Source organism: Mycobacteroides abscessus ATCC 19977, assembly GCF_000069185.1.
Lineage (GTDB): Bacteria > Actinomycetota > Actinomycetes > Mycobacteriales > Mycobacteriaceae > Mycobacterium > Mycobacterium abscessus.
In genome coordinates, this window is sequence record NC_010397.1 from 2,514,102 (window position 1) to 2,530,649 (window position 16,548).

A 16,548-nucleotide genomic window follows, 5' to 3' on the forward strand; every position below is an offset into this window, starting at 1 on the left:
TAGGAAGAGTGACGTGACACTGCACCTCTATGAGATCTCCGTTGCCCCTGTCGATACGCCGGACGTCACCCAGCTCCTGAAGGAAATTGACGCACGTGTTCATCGAGACGGTGGCGAGCTGATCGAAGCGCAGGTGACAAGCGAGGCCCGCCGGATTTTCGTCATCGCTGAATTCGACGGCGAGATAGCGCCGTGGGATTCGGATCCGGTTGGGGCCGAGCAGGTCTCGGGGCCGCACGCGGTGCGTCTGGTGGGCGCTGACCTCGACCAGCTGAAGTCTGCCCGCCCGGCGGCAGGGTACTTGGTGGAATGGGATCTGCCCGCAGATCTCGATATGGAAACCTATCTGGCGCGTAAGAAGGCCAAGGCTCCCAAGTACGCCGACGTTCCAGAGGTGAGTTTTCTGCGTACGTATGTACGCGAGGACATGGATAAGTGCCTGTGCTTTTACGATGCTCCGGACGAAGAAGCGGTACTTCGCGCGCGGAAAGCCGTCGACACTCCCGTCGACAGACTGCACGGGCTCGGAGAAATCTCGCTGTGACGGCAGCCATGGCCAGGGAAATCGACGACGAGTTGGAACGTGTCGTCGATGAGGTGGCCCGCCGCGCAGCCGCTCTCGACGCCGATCAGACCGACGTGCGGGTGGACATCGCGGCGCTGGGCGCACAGGGACTGTTTCATGCCGGTGGTGTCGGAACGGACCTCGCGCCAATGGTGCGCACCATCGAACGCGTCGCTACCGGCAGCCTGGCCGTGGGCTTCTCGGCGTGGGCACATCGTATGGCCATTGAGTACGTGAGCCTTGCCGCGGCAGATTTTCGTGCGGAACACCTGGCAGAGTTGACCGGTGGGCACCGTCCCGGTGTGACCGCCATGGCGGCCGGCCTCAAACAGGCGGCGGGCCTGGGAGAGGTCCCGCTGCGTGCCACTAACCAGGGCGACGGGCTGTCCATCTCCGGCCCGATCCGGTGGGCCTCCAACGTGTTCCCGGATGCGCTGATGGTGGTGCCCGCCTGCGGGGCGGATGGCACCACCTATGTGGTGGCCATCGAAGTCTGTGCGAATGGAGTACGCATCCAGCGGCCCCCTGACCTGATGGCGCTGACGGCCACGGCATCGACGTCGCTGCACTTGGACGACGTTCGTGTGCCCATGGAGCATGTGATCAGTACCGATCTGCAGGGGTTCGTGCGCCGAATCCGCCCGGCCTTTCTTCTGCTCCAGACCGCCTTTTGTTCCGGCGTCAGCGTGGCTGCTCTGGAGGGCGCGCGCGCCGCGCATGGCATCATCGCCGCACAATTCAGCACCGAACTCGACGACATCACGCGGCGGAGTCACGCGTTGCGCGAACGCCTTTACACATTTGCGGCGGTGCCTTCGGCTCCGGATATCGCGGATCTGCTGCGATTGCGGCTCGACGCCGCAGGGCTGGCCGGTGCGGCGTCACGGCTTGAGGTCACCCTGTCCGGCGGCGCCGGCTACGCATTGGGTACCCCGGCCAATCGGCGGTTCCGGGAGGCCGCCTTTCTCCCCATCCAATCACCTTCGGAAGGACAGTTGCGGTGGGAACTGAAGCAGTACGAATAGAAAAAGGCACCAAGCATTTCGGGTCCTCGACGGCATTCCGTGAGGTTGACGTCCGGGTGGCCACGGGTGAGTTCCTGGCCATCTTGGGTCCCAGCGGAAGCGGAAAATCTACCTTGTTGCGGGTGCTGGCGGGATTGGAGGAGCTGAGCGCCGGGGCCGTGGTCTGGGCATCGGACGAAGGGCGGCCGCGAACCGGCGTCGTTTTCCAGGATGCTCTGCTGATGCCATGGCTGACCGTTGCGGAGAATATCGCGTTTGCCAAGCGGTTCGGGGCGCACCGCAGCGGCTTTGACGACGCTTATGTGGACAACCTGGTCCGCCACTTTGGGCTCCAACAGCTCTCGGTGCGCTACCCGGACCAATTATCCGGTGGACAGGCCCAGCGTGTGGCGATCTTGCGTGCCGCGGCGACTCGTCCAGGTCTGTTGTTACTCGATGAGCCCTTCAGCGCGCTGGATCCCGTGACACGGGCGGACCTGCAGGCTTGGCTGCAGAATCTGGCCGATGAATTGGCCGTGACAGTTGTCCTGGTGACCCACGATGTGGACGAGGCCTTGAACCTTGCGCACAGGGTGATACTCCTGGGAGATGACGGACGGATCCGTCAGGAGTGGGTGCTCGGAGATGAGGGAGCGGGGGACCGCGCTCAGATACGCGGGCAGATCCTTGCCCAGTATCAACCGATTGAGGCCGCAGCGCAGTGAACGGCCGTGCCCCGCGTCGTGCTGTGCTGACCGGTGCCGCCGGCATTGCTGCCACGGCAGGTCTCTTCGGTGCTACTGGGCTGGTTCGCGCCGCGATGTTCGACGGTACCAACTCCACTGGTCAACTGCGGATCGGATATCTGCCGATCACCGACGCGGCGCCACTGCTGTATGCGCATTCGGCTGGGCTCTATCCGGCAGGCGCGGTCAGCGCCGCCAAACCGGTGCTATTCCGCAGTTGGGCGGCTTTGGCAGAGGCCTTCATGGCGCGGCAGATCGACGTCGTACACCTGCTGATGCCCATGGCCATTCAGCTGCGCCAGGTGCTGGGTCATGGCGTCCGGGTACTCGGCTGGAATCACACCAACGGATCGGCACTGACCGTGGCACCGGACATCGAACACCTCGAAGATCTCGCGGGCACCGCCGTGGCCATTCCGTTCTGGTGGTCGATCCACAACATCGTGCTGCAAGAGCTCTTACGCGCACACGGGTTGCGGCCGGTGATCCGGGGTACCGCGTCCCGCGTTCGCCGCACGGTTGAGCTGGTGGTGATGAGTCCGTCCGATATGGTTCCGGCGCTGGCGAATCGCTCCATCGGCGGGTACGTCGTGGCCGATCCCTTCAACGCCATCGCGCAGATCAAGAAGATCGGGCGGATTCACACCTTTCTGGGCGACGTATGGCGTGACCATGCGTGCTGCGCACTCGTTACGCGCGAGGACGTGATCGAACGTAGGGCCGACGCCGTGCAGGGTGTTACCGACGCGGTGGTCGCGGCCCAGCTGCGGGTCGACACCGACAGAAAATCGGCGGCCACAACACTCGGCGGCGGTAAGTACCTGCCACAATCCGTGCTGGCCGTGCAGACGGCGTTGACCTATCCGAATCCGCCGTATCCGTTGAAGCATCCGGATTGGTATCCGCAACGACTGGGGTACCAGCCGTTTCCGTACCGGAGCTTCACCCAGCGATTGGTTGAGTCGATGCACGATACCGTCGTCGACGGCGACCGCGCATTCCTCGACAGGCTGGATCCGGCACGCGTGCATGACGATCTCGTCGACGACACCTTCGTGCGCAGGGCGATTGCCGCGCATGGGGGACCGGAAGCCTTTGGTATTACGCCGCAATTCGCCCGAATAGAACAGGTGCAGGTCTTGTGAGCATCATCGAACGTGCACCCAGGGCTGTCCCTGTTGGTACGGTTGCGGCGCAAAAAGCTTTGTTGTTGAGCCGTATTTGGCCGCCGGCCCTGGCCATCGCGGCGACCGTCGCAGTGTGGTGGTTGGCCAGCTCGGTGCTCAGCCAGCCGTATTCCCTATTGCGGCAGACCGCTCCGGACAAGGCATTCCGAGCCGCGATGGATCTGTTGAATCGCGGGGTATTGCTGCAGGACGCCGGAATCAGTCTGTGGCGATTATTGATTGGGCTATGCCTGGCGGCCGTGATCGGCGTCCCGGCGGGACTGCTGCTCGGCGTCAGTACCACCGCCGAGCGCGCGGCACGTCCGGTGATTCAGTTTCTGCGGATGATCTCACCGCTTTCCTGGACTCCGATCGCGGTAGCGGTCTTCGGGATCGGTAATCAACCGGTCGTTTTTCTGATCGCCACAGCGGCGGTATGGCCCATTCTCCTCAACACCACGGCGGGCGTGCACAGCATCGAGCCCGGCTATCTGCATGTGGCGCGGTCGTTTCACGCCACCAGGTCCGAGGTGCTCACGGCGGTGATACTGCCGGCAATCCGTGGTCACATCCAGACCGGTATACGGGTAGCGCTGGGCGTCGCCTGGGTTGTCCTCGTGCCTGCTGAAATGCTCGGTGTGCGATCAGGTTTGGGCTACCAGGTGCTCAATGCCCGAGATCAGCTTGCTTACGATCAAGTCGTGGCCGTCATCTTGGTGATCGGGATACTCGGATACGCCCTCGACATGGCGGCCAAACGGCTGTTGGCGTCGAGGTTTCGCGTACCGAGTGCCGGGTAGGCTCACACAAGTCGCCTTACCTGATACCGGAGGTGGTTCAGATGAACGTGCTTGCCCGCCGATTGATAATCGCCGGGGCCGGAGTGCTGTTGCCGCTAGCCGCGATGTCCGGCCTTCCACCCGTGATCGGCTCCGCGGACCCGATCGTGCCCAACTGTCCGGGCGGATGGTGGGATCCGGCCGCCAACACCTGTCGACCGCCCGTGTCATCGACTCCGTTGAACTGTGAGAATGGCTGGTGGTGGGATCCGGTGGGCAACGTGTGCCGCCCACCGATGATCCCTCCCCAGTAGGTAGAGCTCAGGCCGCCAGCGCCGTGGCAGTGGCGGCGAACATGGTGGCCTTGATGGCGCTGAGAGTGCCGCTGTCCTTGCCTGTCAGGGGCTTCATCAGATCTATTGCGGTGCTGAGTACTTCGTGTTCGGCAGCGCAGCTGTCCGCCAAGCCGGCTGCGACGGCGGCCGCGCCGCCATAGCGGTGCCCGGTTGTCATGGCCGTGACCGCCGTCTGCGGACCGACCTTCGCCTGGATGAGGCTGGCCATCCCCGGCGTGAACGGGATGTGGATATCGACCTCGGGGAAGCACAGGAACCCGCGGTCGGAGCGCATCACCCGGTAGTCGTGGGCGACGGCGAGCATCGCTCCGGCGCCGAAAGCATGGCCGTTGATCGCGGCCACTGTCGGCAATCCGAAGGTGAGGACGCGTCTGAACAGGGCGTGCACGCGCCCGACGTACCAGTCGGTGCGATCGCCGTGGGACATAAGCCAATCCAGGTCCAACCCGTTCGAGTAAAACTTTCCGGTGCCCACGGTCACCAGGGCCTGTGCCTGGGTCAGCACGTCATCGAGCAGACCGTCGACGGTCTCCAGCCAATCGGGGGAGAAGCGATTCTCGTCGGCGCCCAGATTCAGTACCGCAATGGTGTCCTGAAGTTCTAGTGTGGGGGTCATTGCATGCTTCCTTTCCTGTTGATGCCTTACGTTTTCGGGTTCGCCGGGGGTGGATTCAGCGCGAGAACGGCGCGTACCGCGGCCTCCAGCCGAGAGCGTGTTGCCGTGTCGGGCGGGCGGCGTCCGCGCAGCAGCAGACCGGTTGGTAGGCCCACGATGCAGTCCTCGATGACCTGCACCGCGCGGCCGTCACGACGGCCCCACAGGGCCATGGACAGGCGGATGAAAAGTCGGACAAGCAGCGCGTCGACCGCGGCCATGTCGCGGGCGACCTCTTCGGGTATACCCGAGCCGAGCACGTCCTCGCGCCGCACGCTGAGTACCAACCGGGAGGATTCGGGGAAGCGCTCGGCGAAGGCAGCCGGGGTGTCGGCGGCCGCGACGACGGCGTTCACTGCCGCGGTGCGGGTTTCGCTCTCGGCCAGGGCCCCGTCGACGGCGTCCCGCTGCATGTCGAGAAACCGCTGTGCTGCGCGCAGCCATGCGTGCCCGACCATCCCGCCGCGAGATCCGAAGGCGTGGTAAATGGCGCCGTTGGAGATCCCGGTCGCCTGGGACACCGCACGCACTGTCACTGCCGCCGGACCATCTTGTACCGCGATGCGTTCGGTGGCATCGAGCAGGTCCTCGACGGAGTGGATGCGTGGGCGCGGCACGTACCCACGATAACAGAGCACTTGCTCTATTAAGGATCGTTCCCGTCCGGATCATCGGAAATCGCTACTACCACTTGTAGTAAATGCGTACTACCCTTCGTAGTAGGCACAAAGTCTCTTCCCTAGGGAGCAGCCATGGGTCAAGCAACGAAGCTTGCCGGTGCGGTCGATTCGCGCTACCGCGCGTCAGCCGGTCTGCGCAGACAGTTGAACAAGGTCTTTCCCACGCATTGGTCATTCCTGCTGGGGGAGATCGCCGTCTACAGCTTTGTGGTGCTCCTTCTTTCCGGTATCTACCTGGCGTTGTTCTTTGATCCGTCCATGTCCGAGATCGCCTACAACGGCGTGTACCAGCCATTGCGCGGCACTGAGATGTCCACGGCCTACGCAAGCGCACTGGATCTGAGTTTCGAGGTGCGTGGTGGTCTGTTCGTGCGTCAGATCCATCATTGGGCGGCGCTGATGTTCGCGGCGTCGATTGTGGTGCACCTGGCCCGCGTCTTCTTCACCGGCGCCTTCCGGCGCCCCCGTGAGGCCAATTGGGTCATCGGATCGGTGCTGTTGATACTCGCCATGGCAGAGGGGTTCACCGGGTACTCACTACCCGATGATCTGTTGTCCGGGACCGGGCTTCGCGTGGTTACCCAGGGCATGATGTCGCTACCCATTGTCGGTACCTGGATGCACTGGGGGCTGTTCGGCGGCGATTTTCCCGGGCACAGCGTTCTACCAAGACTTTACGTTCTGCACGTGCTGCTCGTTCCCGCGATCATGATCGCGCTGATCAGTGCGCATCTTGTCCTTGTGTGGTACCAGAAACACACTCAGTTCCCGGGACCGCGCCGCACCGAGTCCAATGTCGTTGGCGTGCGGATCGTTCCGGTGTTCGCACTGAAATCCGGTGCGCTCTTCGCGGTAGTAGTCGCCATCCTGGCACTCATGGGCGGTCTGCTGCAGATCAACCCGGTCTGGAATCTTGGTCCCTACAAGCCATCTCAGGTGGCGGCCGGGTCGCCGCCGGACATTTATCTCATGTGGACCGATGGGCTGTTGCGGCTGGTCCCCAACTGGGAACTGTATGTCTTCGGCCACACCGTCCCGGCGGTGCTGTGGGGCGTGCTGGGCATCTTGGCTGCCTTTATGGTCATTGTCGCGTGGCCCTGGCTGGAGCAGCACTTCACCGGTGATGATGCCGCCCACAACCTGCTGCAGCGCCCACGTGATGCGCCGGTGCGTACAGCCATTGGGGCAGCGGCCTTTTCGCTGTACTTCTTACTCACACTGTCGTGTATGAACGACATCATCGCGCTGAAGTTCCACATCTCGCTGAACGCGACGACGTGGATCGGTCGTATCGGCATGGTCATCTTGCCGGCGGTGGTGTACTACATCGCCTATCGCTGGGCCATCGGCCTGCAGCGCAGCGATCGCGCGGTGCTGGAGCACGGCATCGAGACCGGCATCATCAAGCGCCTGCCGCACGGTGAGTACATCGAGATCCACCAGCCGCTGGCCGGAGTCGATGAGCACGGCCATGCGATTCCGCTGGAGTACCAGGGGGCACCGGTGCCTCAGCGCATGAACAAGCTCGGGTCCGCCGGAGCACCGGGCACCGGCTCGTTCCTGTTCGCCGACCCCGCCGACGAACAACACGCACTGGCCGAAGCCGAACACGAGGCCATGTGCGCGCAGCTTGCCGCGCTGCGGCAGTGATCCGACAGAAGTGGCGGCTCGATCTTCTAAGCTACCGGCATGCAGTACCGTCGAGTGGTGTCGCTGCGTTTGCGTGTGGTGGGTGCTGCGCTTCTCGCGCTGGCACTCATTGGTTGCACTGAACCCTCGCCCGCGCGCGCCACCATCAGCCAGTGCAATCTTTCCGAACTGCCCGCGGAGGCCTCAGGGACCGTGGATCTCATCCATGCCGGCGGCCCCTTTCCCTACCCGCGCAACGACGGCGTCGTGTTCCAGAACCGCGAGCGGGTGCTGCCATCGGAGCCTCGCGGCTACTACCACGAGTACACAGTCCGCACTCCGGGGGCAAAAACACGGGGCACGCGGCGCATCATCACCGGCGGCAACCCGCTGAACGATCCGCCGCACGTGTATTACACGGGCGACCACTACCAGTCATTCTGTGAGGTTGAAGGCACATGAAGACCTACGTCGTCGATGGCTCTCGTGTCCGCACCCGGGCTGACTTCTTCACCGAACTCGGCCGCGCGGTGAACGGGCCGGGTGGCTATTTCGGCAGCAACCTCGATGCCCTCGTCGATTGTCTACGCGGTGGATTTGGCACTCCGGAGGACGAGCCGTTCCGCTTTGTCGTGCAGGACGCCACGCGCATCAAATCGGCCGTGGGTAAGAAGGACTGGGACGCCATCGAAGAAATCTTCGACGAGGCCGGGGTGCCGCTGACAACACGGACCGCGACCGGTGACCGCGAACGGTCCTAGGTAGTGCGATGGCCGGCCCCGAAGGAGCCGGCCATCGACGCAGTGCAAAGGTCAGCGGACGTCGAACCGATCCGCGTCCGAAACCTTGACCCAGGCCGCGACGAAGTCCTTGGCGAACTTCTCCTGGGCGTCGTCCTGCGCATAAACCTCTGCCAGAGCGCGCAGTTCGGAGTTGGCGCCGAACACCAGATCCACGCGGCTGGCAGTCCACTTCGACGCACCGGTGGCGCGGTCTGTGCCCACGTAGGTGCCGTCATCGGCCGGCGAGGGCGTCCACTCGGTGCCCATATCGACCAGGTTGACAAAGAAGTCGTTGGTCAATGTCCCGGGCCTGTCGGTGAGCACGCCGAGTTCAGAACCCTGGTAGTTCGCACCCAGTACACGGAGGCCGCCGACGAGGACAGCCAACTCCGGCGGAGACAGTGCCAATAGGTTGGCCCTGTCGATGAGCTTGTACTCGGCCGGAATTTGCGCGCCCTTGCCGAGGTAGTTCCGGAAGCCATCGGCGGTCGGCTCAAGATAGGAGAACGACTCGACATCGGTCTGTTCCTGAGTGGCGTCGCCCCGGCCGGGCGTGAACGGAACCGTGATATCGAATCCGGCATCTCTGGCCGCCTTCTCGACGGCGGCAGCCCCACCCAGCACCACAAGGTCGGCGAACGAGATCTTCTTATCGCCGGCGTTGAACGACTCCTGGACACCCTCCAGGATGCGGATCACCTGGGCCAGCTCGTCGGGCTCATTGGACTCCCAGCCTGCCTGTGGCTGCAGCCGGATACGTCCACCGTTGGCGCCGCCGCGCTTGTCGCTGTTGCGGTACGAGGCAGCGGCCTTCCACGCGGTCGAAACCAGCTGTGGCACCGTCAGGCCGGAAGCCAGGACTTGCTTCTTCAGCTCAGCGACATCGTCGGCACCCACATTGGTCTCCGAGACGGGGATGACGTCTTGCCATGGCAGCGTTTCCTTGGGCACCAGTGGGCCGAGGTAGCGCGAGAGCGGTCCCAGGTCGCGGTGGATCAGCTTGTACCAGGCCTTGGCATACGCGTCGGCGAGCTCTTCAGGGTGGTCCAGCCAGCGTTTGGTGATCTGGCCGTAGATCGGGTCGAAGCGCATCGACAGGTCAGTGGTGAGCATCGAGGGGTGTGTCTTGCCGGTGCCCTGCGCCATCGGCACAGAGTTGGCCCAACCGCCATCCTTTGGCTTCCACTGGTGCGCGCCGGCAGGGCTCTTGGTCAGCTCCCATTCATTGCCATACAGGATCTCCAGGAAGCTGTTGTCCCACTTGGTGGGGGTGTGAGTCCAGATGACCTCCAGCCCACTGCCAATTGCGTCATTGCCCTTTCCGGAGCCGAACGCGCTCTTCCAGCCGATGCCCATTTGCTCCAGTGGGGCTGCCTCGGGGTCGGGTCCGACCAGGCCGGCGTCTCCCGCGCCATGCGTCTTGCCGAAGGTGTGGCCACCCACAATGAGCGCGGCAGTCTCCTCGTCGTTCATCGCCATCCGGCCGAAGGTCTCGCGGATATCGATCGCAGCCGCCAGCGGATCCGGATTACCGTTCGGGCCTTCGGGATTGACGTAGATCAGTCCCATCTGTACTGCCGCCAGCGGGTTCTCCAGGTCACGGTCTCCGGTGTAGCGCTCGTCGCCCAGCCAGGTGTGTTCGGGACCCCAGTAGACGTCCTGTTCGGGCTCCCAACGATCCTCGCGCCCAAATGCGAAGCCAAAGGTCTTGAACCCCATGGTGTCCATGGCGTGGTTGCCCGCAAAGACGATCAGATCGGCCCAGGACAGCTTGTTTCCATACTTTTTCTTGACCGGCCACAGCAAGCGGCGCGCCCGGTCCAACAACACGTTATCGGGCCAGCTGTTCAGCGGTGCGAACCGCTGCATGCCGGCGCCGGCGCCGCCGCGTCCATCCCCGACGCGGTAGGTGCCGGCGGCGTGCCAGGCCATCCGAATGAACATCGGCCCGTAGTTACCGAAGTCCGCGGGCCACCAGTCCTGTGAGTCGGTGAGCACCTTTGCGACATCGGCCTTGAGCTGGTCGACATCGATCGTCTGCACGGCCTTGGCGTAGTCAAAATCCTCGCCCAGCGGGTTGGCCGCGGGCGGGTTCTTCTTCAGGATTTGCAGATTGAGCTGGGTGGGCCACCATTCGCGATTGGCATTGCCACCCTCGACCGGGTAGTTGAGGCGTCCGCCCGCGACGGGGCAACCGTTTGAGGGTTGGCTGTTCGCCTCTGCAATAGGCGGGTGTTCTTCAGACACAACATTCCTTTCGGGAGGGGGTGATGTGGGCTGTGATCACGTGTGTGATCCCGAAATTCGTGGTGCCGCTTCCGTGGAAGCGCAATCGGGGCACAGACCCCAGTAGATGACCTCGGCCTCTTCGAGGATGAAGCCGTTGTAGTCCGACGGTGTCAAGCATGGCGCGGCGCCTACGGCGCAGTCGACGTCGGCGATAGCGCCGCAGGAGCGGCATACGACGTGGTGATGGTTGTCGCCGACCCGCGATTCATAGCGTGCGACGGAGCCGGAAGGCTGAATTTTGCGTATCAGGCCCGCCGAGGTCAGCGCAGCCAACACGTCGTAAACGGCTTGGCGGGACACCTCGGGCAGCCCGGTCCTGACGACACCGAAAACAGTTTCGGTATCGGCATGCGGGTTCGCTTCCACGGCTTCCAGCACGGCGACCCGGGGCCGGGTCACGCGCAGATCGGCCGTGCGCAGCAGCGCCGCGTACTCATCCGATGTGAAGGCCATGAGGCCAGTATGCCCAATTATCTGGAATCAATCCAGGAAATGCGAAAAACAGACGGCGGGATTCCGAAAGGGTCCTGACCAGCGTCACATCACCGGTAGAGGTGATCGATGGTGGTGGATAGCGCGTGCTCTTACCCCGGATCGCAGATCATCTCGCTGAGATCGTTTCGATGACGCCGCCGAGCAATCTGCGCAGCTGGACGCGATCTCTTTCTGTCATGTTGGCCAGGATTTCCTCATCGTCCTCGCGCAGCGTCGCGTCGGCGCGCTCGAAGAGCTTGCGCCCTTTCGCGGTCAACTCGGTGGTCAGCACCCTGGCGTCGGCCTGCCTGCGGGATCGATGGACCAGGCCTGCCTCTTCGAGGGAGCGCTGAACCAGGCTCACCGCTTGCGGCGTGATCCGAAGCTCAGCGGCAATCTCCACGTTGGATATCCCCGGCTGCGCGGACAGCACAGCCAAACACTCCATCTGCGGAACTGTCACACCGAAGTCGCGCACGATCACAGAGGCCCGCGACCACAGCAGCCGGTACATCTGAGACACCAGGATGCCCATCGGAGATTCCTCGTATGTGCTCATACCGCGCTAACAGTAGCGGACTTCGCCTGTGTTGCATCGCCCTAAGTAGCGCGAACGGATGGCGTGTCGCTCGCGAACTGTCGCCAATTCGTCAGCGCATCAAGCACATTGATCAATGCTCTTGACGGGTGTGTGATCCCGAGAGCTCAGGGGGCATCGACTCCCGGGGCCCGCACCACCATGGGGACCGCGGGGAAGTAGGCGGCCATCACCGAACGAGACTTGCGCAAAGCAGCTGTGCCGTAACCCTTCTTTCGATGGTCGGGGTGAACCCAGATTCGGACATTCACCTCGCCGTCGACCAGCTCGCCGAAGACGATGCCGACCTTGCTGGGACCTTCCACTGCGACGAACCAGGCGGCCTCCTCGTCGTCGATCCGCGCCAGTGCTGCTTGCAGCTCATCTTCCAGCACGCCTGCGGGCGCGCCGGATCCGTCACCGGCCTGGCCGACTTCTTCGGTACGCACCGCGAAGATGTCGGCATCGCTGCTGCCGGAGAAGGGGCGCAGTTCCAGGGTGTCTCCCGAGCTTGCGGGGCGTTCCATGAGAGTGAAGGTGAGTTGGCTGTTAAGGTCCTCGAGCTCCGCGGCGTTCTTGCGGCGCTCATCCTTGGTCAGCTTGTCGAACGACATGCCCATGACCGCCTCGCCGCCCAAATGGGAGGTGCCAAGCAGAGTGGCGATCGCATCGATGGCACTCTTTCGGTCGTCGGCTTCCACAATCAGATCAAGCACTTCGTGGCGCCGTTCGAAGGCGCTCGTGAGTGCGTCGGCAATCTCGCGGCGGGTAGCAAGGCGGTCGTGGTCGGTCATGGCGCCAGCCTACGACCGGTCGGCCGGCGGCGCTCAAGAAACGTTGAGCACAAAGGTTGACTTCGGCGCGCACCGGCACTCAGTGTCACCGTTCGGTCACGGTACGACAACTCATTGGCCATGTCGCAGAACCCAATTGGGATCTTCGGGCGGTCGGCGGTACAAAGGATCTTGGTGGTCATCGCCGGTCGGAGGGAACCACCCGGGAGTCACAGAATTCACGACCGGAGAGAAGCGACAATCGAATGAAAAGCACCTACGCCGTCCTGCTCGGCATCGCCCTCCTGCTCGTCACCCCGGGGCTGGCCTCTGCCGACGTCCCCAGGAGTCCCGTCGACAGGCAACAGGCCATCAACGCGGTCATCGCCCGGGGTCTGTCCCAACGTGGTGTGCCCTTCACCTATGGCGGCGGCAACACCGATGGCCCGACCACCAGCACAGACACCGCACCGGCGGCGCCGGAGGCGAACACGAGTCTGCTCGGGCTGATCCCGGCTCCGGTTGCCGCGCCCACGCCGAAGGTTCCCGGATTCGATGCGTCGGGACTCATGGTCTATTCCTATGCCGCCGCCGGCATCAAGCTGCCGCGCCGGTCCGGCGACCAGTACAACGTTGGCCGGAAAATCCTTCCCGCACAGGCTCTTCCAGGTGATCTCATCTTCTACGGGCCCAATGGAAGTCAGAGCGTGACCATGTTCCTGGGGAACAACCTCATGCTGGAGGCGTCCGAACCCGCGGTGCAGGTATCGCAGGTTCGTTTCAACGACATGGCCCCGTACCTGGTGCGCGTGATCGAGTGAGCATCCGCGTCACGAGCTTTCCGTGCGATCAGCGTTCGTGCAGAAGCTCGTCGATCCGCTGCAGCACCGTGGGCCATCCGACAAGACACAGCTGCCTGAACCGCATCTGATCCTGATCATCGGGCTTGAAACCGGCCGCGTCGACCAATAGCAGCGTCCCGCCCGGATCTGGATTCAACGTCCATCGAGAGTCGATGGTGATCGAACCGTCGCGCGTGGTCAGCCGGTATGCCAACAACTCGTCGGCGACAACCCTGGTGAAACTACCGTCGATCTCTCCGACGAATCCGCTGCCCATGAACGGGAAGACGCTGAACGAAAAGGCAACTCCGGTCTCGTATCTCGTTGTTTCAAAGTCCTTGATCCACTGCCCGAACAATTGCGGTGAGATAAGTATCGTCCACACTTCGTGGGCCGGATACGAGTAGTGGTACTCGAATGTGACAGTCGTGAGGTCCCCAACCTGCTCAGCCACCCAAACATACCTTTCGTGCACACTGCTCATCGACGGAGTGGACGCAAACAACCTAATCCCATCGCCGCGCCCGCGCGTGATCTTGATCGTGCTGATGGCATTATCGGCATGTGAGTGCGGTGGAACAGTCAGTTTTCGGCCCCTTTTTCACCGTTGAGGCACATGCCGCCGATGAGACACCGGCTCCGCCCTGGCGTTCCGTGTCGGGACTGGTCGACGGGTCACCTTCGCTGGGAGACCGGATCAGTGCTGTCCGAAGCAGTCTCGCCGCTCGCATCGCGAAGACCGCCGCCGAGGTTGATCTCCGGGTAGCGGCTTCGGTCACCCATCTCGGCCTGATCGCCCGCATCCTTGCCCCGACGATCGCCGCCGCAACATGTGGCGTGCGCATCTCACAGGAGCTAGACGACCTCTGGTGGCAGGACCGATTGGGCGGCCCGTTTCCGCTATCCGTGCTCAAGACGGAATCGGATCACCGAGAAGCGGAGTGTAGTGCGGTCCCCGGGGCCGCCGTCGAATCGATCACCCAGTGCGTAGTTGGTGAAACAGGGGTGAGCGACCGCGTCCTGTGGGGAAACGTCGGTTCGGCCGCCAATAGCGCGGCCCGGCTGATTGCCGCGTCACGGCCTGCCCTGACCGGTGCCGCCCGCGACATCGCGGACACCTATCTTCGTGATCCTCGCGTCGAGGGTGGTGTGTTGCGCGCCGGTCCAGACTTTCGGCGACGCAGCTGCTGCCTCATCTACCGACTCGCCGAGGATCGCACTGCGGTATGCGGCGACTGTGTTTTAGAGACGAGGGCGGGTGCGACGGGCTAGGCCAACTGATAGGCCTCCAGCGGGAAGGACTCCTGCTCCTTGTACGCGCTGGCCGTTGAGGTTGGGCGCAGAAGCGCGGCTTCGCCGTGCTGATTGAAGTAGTAGCTCCTGGACGTCTGGCAGCTGCCCAGGTAGAACACCGAGTTGTCCAGGTTGCGGGTCATACGGTCCAGGAATTCGGTATTGGCCTCGTCGGTCACCTCGAAGACTTCCGTACCGGTCCGTGCCATCTCTGCGAATAGCCGCTTGATATGCCGCATCTGCGACTCGATGGTGTCGAAGTACGACAAGCCGCTGTACGAGTAGGGCCCATTGAGCGTCAGAAGATTCGGGAACTTGGGCACCGCAATGCCTTCGAAGGCCTGGAATCTGTTGTCGCGCCAAAATTTTCCGAGGTTGTAGTCTTCGCGTCCGATAACTTCGAAAGCAGGGAAGGTTGATTCCCACAGATTGAAGCCGGTGGCCAGCACCAGGGTGTCGATCACCGTCTTGCGGCCGTCGGCGGTCACGATGCCGTCGGCCTCGATGCGCGCGATCGACGCCGTCTCGAGGCTGACATTCTTCTTGGTGAACGCGCGGAAATACGTGTTCGAGAAGGTGGGCCGTTTGCAGCCGAAGTCGTAATCGGGAGTCAGCTTGCGGCGTAGCTCCCGATCGCGTACCTGTGCGAACAGATGCGCCTTGGCAAGTAACGAAGCCCCATGGTTGGCCTGCCGGAACTGGCGGAAATGTAATACGCCGCCAACCATGATCACTTCAAGGATTGCCGAACCCACTGTGCGAGCGATCTTCTGGGTCCGTGGCACCTTTGCGAAGAGTTTTTTGACGACGCCAGGGACCTTCGCGTCGGCCTTGGGCACCACCCAGATCGGGGTGCGCTGATACACCGTGAGGTGTTGTGCGTCCTTGGCCAACTCGGGGATGAGTTGAACGGCGGTGGCGCCAGTACCGATCAGGCCGATCCTGTGGCCCGCGGCCCGATAGGAGTTGTCCCACTTGGTGGTGTGGATGACCTTGCCCGCGAAGGATTCGATGCCCTCGATATCGGGCATCTTCGGCTGGGAAAGGTATCCGGTGGCGGTGAGCAGGTACTTGCCGGTGACGGTGTCGCCGGATTCGGTAGCGACAACCCAGTGCTGATGTTCCTCATCCCACCGGGCGCCGGACACCGGAGTGTTGAACCGCATGTACTTGCGCAGGTCATGTTTGTCGGCCACGTGACTGGCGTACTGCTTCAATTCGGAGCCCGGTGCGAACAGGCGCGACCAGTACGGATTGGGCTCGAATGAGTATGAGTACGTCGCCGACGGGATGTCGACTGCCAGACCGGGATAGTGGTTGACGTGCCACGTGCCGCCGAGGTCATCCTCGCGGTCCAAGATCGCGAGATTTGTCAGACCCAGCTCCTTGAGCTGAATTGCCGCGCCCATTCCACCGAAACCGGCCCCGACGATGACGGCATCAAACTGCGTTGTCATGTCCCAATGCTAGCCGCGCTCCCTGGTAAATGGTCGGCCCGTCTAGATACCTGTTACCTCGGTCCCCAATCGGGTGAGCACTTCCTCATTCGCCGAAGTGAGGAGGGGTGCTAGCCGTCGGCCGACGGCTGGGTTCTCGAACTCCTGATTCCAGCCGACGGTGGTACCGCCGTCCGAAGTCGATTCCAACGTGACCGTCAGGAGGTATCGCGGCCCGGAAACGTGATGCAAGACGATCTTGCTGTTGGGCGCCACCTCGAGCACCGAAATCTGGTTCTTGTAGTCCCTGCCGTCCGGTCCGTGCATGACGAACGTCCATATCCGGCCGGGTTCCAGCGCGAACGATTGGAAGGTACTGGTGAAGCCGTTCGGACCCCACCACCGGACGAGGCGGGCCTCGTCCGCAAACGCCGCGAAGATGCTGGACGGGGACGCCGCGATCTCTCGTGACGCGTGCAATCTCATGGCCGGAACGGTACTG

20 protein-coding genes are annotated in these 16,548 nt (G+C 63.0%); 11 read left to right on the forward strand and 9 right to left on the reverse strand.

Features of this window, described 5'->3' with window-relative positions:
• Positions 1–13: 13 nt before the first annotated feature.
• The 6 genes from MAB_RS12535 to MAB_RS12560 are packed head-to-tail and all read left to right on the forward strand — an operon-like array spanning position 14 to position 4,574.
• A complete protein-coding gene (locus MAB_RS12535; RefSeq protein ID WP_005079458.1) occupies positions 14–544 on the forward strand; it encodes a DUF4242 domain-containing protein in 531 nt (176 codons plus the stop codon).
• The gene (locus tag MAB_RS12540; protein ID WP_005093301.1) at positions 541–1,590 is read left to right on the forward strand and encodes an acyl-CoA dehydrogenase family protein; all 1,050 of its coding nucleotides are present in this window, start codon (positions 541–543) and stop codon (positions 1,588–1,590) included. Before MAB_RS12535 ends, MAB_RS12540 begins: the two co-directional genes overlap by 4 nt.
• On the forward strand, positions 1,566–2,294 hold the full coding sequence (locus MAB_RS12545; protein WP_005093300.1) for an ABC transporter ATP-binding protein: 729 nt from the start codon (positions 1,566–1,568) through the stop codon (positions 2,292–2,294). The genes MAB_RS12540 and MAB_RS12545 overlap by 25 nt, the downstream gene beginning before the upstream one ends.
• Positions 2,291–3,460: an ABC transporter substrate-binding protein gene (locus MAB_RS12550; protein ID WP_005093299.1), complete on the forward strand. Its 1,170-nt coding sequence runs from the start codon at positions 2,291–2,293 to the stop codon at positions 3,458–3,460. The genes MAB_RS12545 and MAB_RS12550 overlap by 4 nt, the downstream gene beginning before the upstream one ends.
• Positions 3,457–4,281: an ABC transporter permease gene (locus MAB_RS12555; RefSeq protein WP_005093298.1), complete on the forward strand. Its 825-nt coding sequence runs from the start codon at positions 3,457–3,459 to the stop codon at positions 4,279–4,281. Before MAB_RS12550 ends, MAB_RS12555 begins: the two co-directional genes overlap by 4 nt.
• 41 nt (positions 4,282–4,322) lie before the next feature.
• Positions 4,323–4,574 carry a hypothetical protein gene (locus tag MAB_RS12560; RefSeq protein WP_005093297.1) on the forward strand — a complete coding sequence of 84 codons (252 nt, stop codon included), beginning with the start codon at positions 4,323–4,325 and terminating at the stop codon, positions 4,572–4,574.
• 7 nt (positions 4,575–4,581) lie between these two features.
• On the opposite strand, the gene MAB_RS12565 is transcribed toward MAB_RS12560, so the two are convergent.
• Together MAB_RS12565 and MAB_RS12570 are read right to left on the reverse strand one after the other, a co-directional pair.
• Entirely contained in the window at positions 4,582–5,232 is a 651-nt protein-coding gene (locus MAB_RS12565; protein ID WP_005079467.1) for an enoyl-CoA hydratase-related protein, read from the reverse strand.
• Between the two features lie 26 nt (positions 5,233–5,258).
• Positions 5,259–5,888 carry a TetR/AcrR family transcriptional regulator gene (locus MAB_RS12570; protein WP_005110996.1) on the reverse strand — a complete coding sequence of 210 codons (630 nt, stop codon included), beginning with the start codon at positions 5,886–5,888 and terminating at the stop codon, positions 5,259–5,261.
• A gap of 135 nt (positions 5,889–6,023) precedes the next feature.
• On the opposite strand from MAB_RS12570, the gene qcrB reads away from it, so the two are divergent.
• The 3 genes from qcrB to MAB_RS12585 are packed head-to-tail and all read left to right on the forward strand — an operon-like array spanning position 6,024 to position 8,341.
• The gene (gene qcrB, locus MAB_RS12575) at positions 6,024–7,601 is read left to right on the forward strand and encodes a cytochrome bc1 complex cytochrome b subunit (RefSeq protein ID WP_005110998.1); all 1,578 of its coding nucleotides are present in this window, start codon (positions 6,024–6,026) and stop codon (positions 7,599–7,601) included.
• Positions 7,602–7,640: 39 nt separating this feature from the next.
• A complete protein-coding gene (locus MAB_RS12580; protein ID WP_005079646.1) occupies positions 7,641–8,042 on the forward strand; it encodes a guanyl-specific ribonuclease in 402 nt (133 codons plus the stop codon).
• Positions 8,039–8,341 carry a barstar family protein gene (locus tag MAB_RS12585; protein WP_005079645.1) on the forward strand — a complete coding sequence of 101 codons (303 nt, stop codon included), beginning with the start codon at positions 8,039–8,041 and terminating at the stop codon, positions 8,339–8,341. Before MAB_RS12580 ends, MAB_RS12585 begins: the two co-directional genes overlap by 4 nt.
• A 51-nt stretch (positions 8,342–8,392) precedes the next feature.
• On the opposite strand, the gene katG is transcribed toward MAB_RS12585, so the two are convergent.
• The 4 genes from katG to MAB_RS12605 form a co-directional block, all read right to left on the reverse strand.
• Positions 8,393–10,609, reverse strand: a complete 2,217-nt coding sequence (gene katG, locus MAB_RS12590; protein WP_005111000.1) for a catalase/peroxidase HPI — start codon at positions 10,607–10,609, stop codon at positions 8,393–8,395.
• Between the two features lie 36 nt (positions 10,610–10,645).
• Entirely contained in the window at positions 10,646–11,104 is a 459-nt protein-coding gene (locus tag MAB_RS12595; protein WP_005058377.1) for a Fur family transcriptional regulator, read from the reverse strand.
• 148 nt (positions 11,105–11,252) lie between these two features.
• A complete protein-coding gene (locus MAB_RS12600; RefSeq protein WP_005058373.1) occupies positions 11,253–11,660 on the reverse strand; it encodes a MarR family winged helix-turn-helix transcriptional regulator in 408 nt (135 codons plus the stop codon).
• Between the two features lie 170 nt (positions 11,661–11,830).
• Positions 11,831–12,496, reverse strand: coding sequence for a GNAT family N-acetyltransferase (locus tag MAB_RS12605; RefSeq protein WP_005093324.1), 666 nt, complete (start codon positions 12,494–12,496; stop codon positions 11,831–11,833).
• A 245-nt stretch (positions 12,497–12,741) separates the two neighbouring features.
• Between MAB_RS12605 and ripD the strand changes: the two genes are divergently transcribed.
• Positions 12,742–13,296, forward strand: coding sequence for an NlpC/P60 family peptidoglycan-binding protein RipD (gene ripD / locus MAB_RS12610; RefSeq protein ID WP_005068180.1), 555 nt, complete (start codon positions 12,742–12,744; stop codon positions 13,294–13,296).
• Positions 13,297–13,324: 28 nt separating this feature from the next.
• Here ripD and MAB_RS12615 read toward each other — a convergent pair whose 3' ends face one another.
• Positions 13,325–13,771: an SRPBCC family protein gene (locus tag MAB_RS12615; RefSeq protein ID WP_005088252.1), complete on the reverse strand. Its 447-nt coding sequence runs from the start codon at positions 13,769–13,771 to the stop codon at positions 13,325–13,327.
• 110 nt (positions 13,772–13,881) lie between these two features.
• Here MAB_RS12615 and MAB_RS12620 point away from each other — a divergent pair, with 110 nt between their 5' ends.
• Positions 13,882–14,589, forward strand: coding sequence for a (2Fe-2S)-binding protein (locus MAB_RS12620; RefSeq protein WP_005114360.1), 708 nt, complete (start codon positions 13,882–13,884; stop codon positions 14,587–14,589).
• On the opposite strand, the gene MAB_RS12625 is transcribed toward MAB_RS12620, so the two are convergent.
• Positions 14,586–16,067, reverse strand: a complete 1,482-nt coding sequence (locus tag MAB_RS12625) for a flavin-containing monooxygenase (RefSeq protein ID WP_005079636.1) — start codon at positions 16,065–16,067, stop codon at positions 14,586–14,588. The genes MAB_RS12620 and MAB_RS12625 overlap by 4 nt on opposite strands.
• Before the next feature lie 42 nt (positions 16,068–16,109).
• A complete protein-coding gene (locus MAB_RS12630; protein WP_005111004.1) occupies positions 16,110–16,532 on the reverse strand; it encodes an SRPBCC domain-containing protein in 423 nt (140 codons plus the stop codon).
• Between the last annotated feature and the right edge of the window lie 16 nt (positions 16,533–16,548).